Genomic DNA, 2,654 nt, shown 5'->3' with positions numbered 1-2,654 from the left:
GACTGCTGAAAAATTCCTTCGCTACGTTAACATGTGGGACAAGAAGGATTCATACCCTGGCATGCTTTCTGGTGGACAAAAACAACGTATCGCTATCGCCCGTGGTCTTGCTATGAATCCTGAGCTCTTGCTCTTTGACGAACCAACGTCAGCTCTTGACCCAGAGACTATCGGTGACGTGCTTGCGGTTATGCAAAAACTTGCCAAAGGTGGTATGAATATGGTTGTCGTAACCCACGAAATGGGCTTTGCCCGTAGTGTGGCTGACCGTATCATTTTCATGGCTGAAGGTCAAGTTCTTGTAGACACTACGGATGTGGATGGTTTCTTTGACAATCCAACTGAACCTCGTGCGGTTCAATTCCTTTCTAAGATTATCGATCACAACTCTGATAATGTCCAAGTGGATGCCTAAGGAGGTTGCCTATGATTTTCAAAAAAATCTTACGTTACCTAACCGTTGCAAGCTTGGCAATTCTCACTATTTTTCTTATCACGAGTCACAAGACTAAGGCGGAAGACACTAGTAAGCTTCTTGATAGTAAAGCAGTCCAAAAGATTGTTAAGCGAGGGACACTCAATGTCGGTGTGAAGCAAGACGTTCCTAACTTTGGTTACTATTCTGCTAAGACTAATACCTACGAAGGTATGGAAGTTGATCTTGCTAAGAAGATTGCTGATGAGTTAAAAGTTAAAGTGAATTATATCCCAGTAACGACGCAAACTCGTGAACCACTTATGGATAACGGTACTATCGACTTACTTATCGCTACCTATACCATTAATGATGAACGTAAGGCTTCTTACGCTATCTCAACTCCTTACTACTATGACCAAATCGGTTTCTTGGTTCTTAAGGATTCAGGTATTAACAAAATCTCAGATTTGAATGGTAAGACTATCGGTGTTTCTCAAGGGGCGTCAACTAAGGCTGCGTTGCAAGAGTACGCTTCAGCTAATAACCTTAAGTTCAACTATGTTCAACTCGGATCTTTCCCAGAATTGGCTGTTTCTCTTTACGCTCACCGTGTAGATGCTTTCTCAGTTGATAAATCTATCCTCTCTGGATATGAAAGTAAGAAAACTAAAACCTTAAAAGAAGGTTTCAAAACACAAGAATACGGTATTGCCTCAAGCAAGTCTAATCAAGAGTTGATTGATTATACCAACGATTTGATTGCTAAATGGCAAAAAGATGGTAGCCTTCAAAAACTCTACGATAAGTATCACTTGAAACCAGCTAAGGCTGAAGATAAATAGAAAGGAGTCCTGAATTTATGTATCTTTTAACTGAAACGGCTAGTCCTTTCGCTCTTGAACGTTGGACTGCTTTCTTCGCTAACTTTGGGCAGTTTGCCAAAGGTTTCTTTTACACCCTTGGCATTTCAATTGGTGCCTTGATTGTTGCCCTTCTTCTTGGGCTTATCTTTGGGGCTATGAGCTCTACTCACAACAAAGTCCTTCGTGGCATTTCACGTGTTTATGTCGAAATCTTCCAAAATACACCCTTGCTTGTGCAATTCGTGGTTGTCTTCTATGGGATTTCAATCTTGACTGATGGTCATGTCATGATTCCAATTTCATTGACAGCTATCCTTTGTGTGGGTGTCTACACAGGAGCCTATATCTCTGAAATTATTCGTACAGGTATCGAGGCAGTTCCTAAAGGTCAAACCGAAGCCGCTTTGTCTCAAGGATTCACCTACGCTGATACCATGCGTATCATCATCTTGCCTCAAGCAGTCCGTACTATCTTGCCACCATTGACCAACCAAGTGGTTAACTTGATTAAGAATACTTCTACAGTTGCCATTATCTCTGGGGCAGATATCATGTTCACTGCTAAGGCTTGGGCTTATGATACCACTAACTATGTGCCGGCCTTTGCTGGGGCTGCCTTCCTCTACTTTATCATGTGTTTCCCTCTAGCTACTTGGGCACGTCGTAAAGAAGAAGAGAATAAGAAAGCTTACTAAGGAGGTCCACTATGTCAGAAGTTTTATCAGCTACTAACCTTAAATTCTTGGCACAAGGGATGTGGACGACTCTTTACTTGTCTTTCTTCATCATCGTGCTATCTACCCTGTTCGGAACTATTCTGGCGGTGATGCGTAACGGAAAGAATCCTATTCTGCGTTGGATTGCTTCTATCTACGTTGAGTTCGTCCGTAATGTTCCTAACTTGCTTTGGATTTTCATTATCTTCCTGGTCTTCCAACTCAAGTCAACCGCTGCAGGGATTACCTCTTTCACGGTCTTTACTTCAGCTGCCTTGGCGGAAATCATTCGTGGGGGACTGAACTCTATTGACCATGGCCAAACGGAAGCCGGCTTGTCTCAAGGATTTAACAACAAACAAATCTTTATTTACATCATCTTCCCACAAGCTATTCGTAAGATGTTGCCATCTATCATCTCTCAATTCGTAACAGTTATCAAGGATACTTCTTTCCTTTACTCTGTTATCGCCTTACAAGAATTGTTTGGTAAGAGTCAGATTTTGATGGGTGGTTACTACGAACCTAGTCAAATCTTTACCTTATACGGTATTGTGGCTTTAGCTTATTTCGTGGTTAACTTTGCCATCTCTAGCTACTCTCGCTACCTCTCTAAACAATGGGAGCAAGCTAGTGAATAAAACAAAAAACTCACCT

The 2,654-nt window shown here is 41.7% G+C and carries 4 protein-coding genes; all 4 read left to right on the top strand.

Translation table 11 applies throughout. The features are described 5' to 3' along the window. The coding region (locus tag ADH51_RS01760) for an ATP-binding cassette domain-containing protein (protein ID WP_048674073.1) at positions 1-415 on the top strand (415 nt) is incomplete at its 5' end. 11 nt (positions 416-426) lie between these two features. Further along, a complete protein-coding gene (locus tag ADH51_RS01755; protein WP_021146932.1) occupies positions 427-1,260 on the top strand; it encodes a transporter substrate-binding domain-containing protein in 834 nt (277 codons plus the stop codon). Between the two features lie 17 nt (positions 1,261-1,277). Beyond that, a complete protein-coding gene (locus ADH51_RS01750; RefSeq protein ID WP_048674071.1) occupies positions 1,278-1,976 on the top strand; it encodes an amino acid ABC transporter permease in 699 nt (232 codons plus the stop codon). Between the two features lie 11 nt (positions 1,977-1,987). Beyond that, the gene (locus ADH51_RS01745; RefSeq protein WP_002886253.1) at positions 1,988-2,638 is read left to right on the top strand and encodes an amino acid ABC transporter permease; all 651 of its coding nucleotides are present in this window, start codon (positions 1,988-1,990) and stop codon (positions 2,636-2,638) included. Positions 2,639-2,654: the final 16 nt, after the last annotated feature.

It is taken from the genome of Streptococcus sp. 449_SSPC, assembly GCF_001073005.1.
Lineage (GTDB): Bacteria > Bacillota > Bacilli > Lactobacillales > Streptococcaceae > Streptococcus > Streptococcus salivarius_F.
This window is presented reverse-complemented; position numbering and strand designations above follow the sequence as displayed.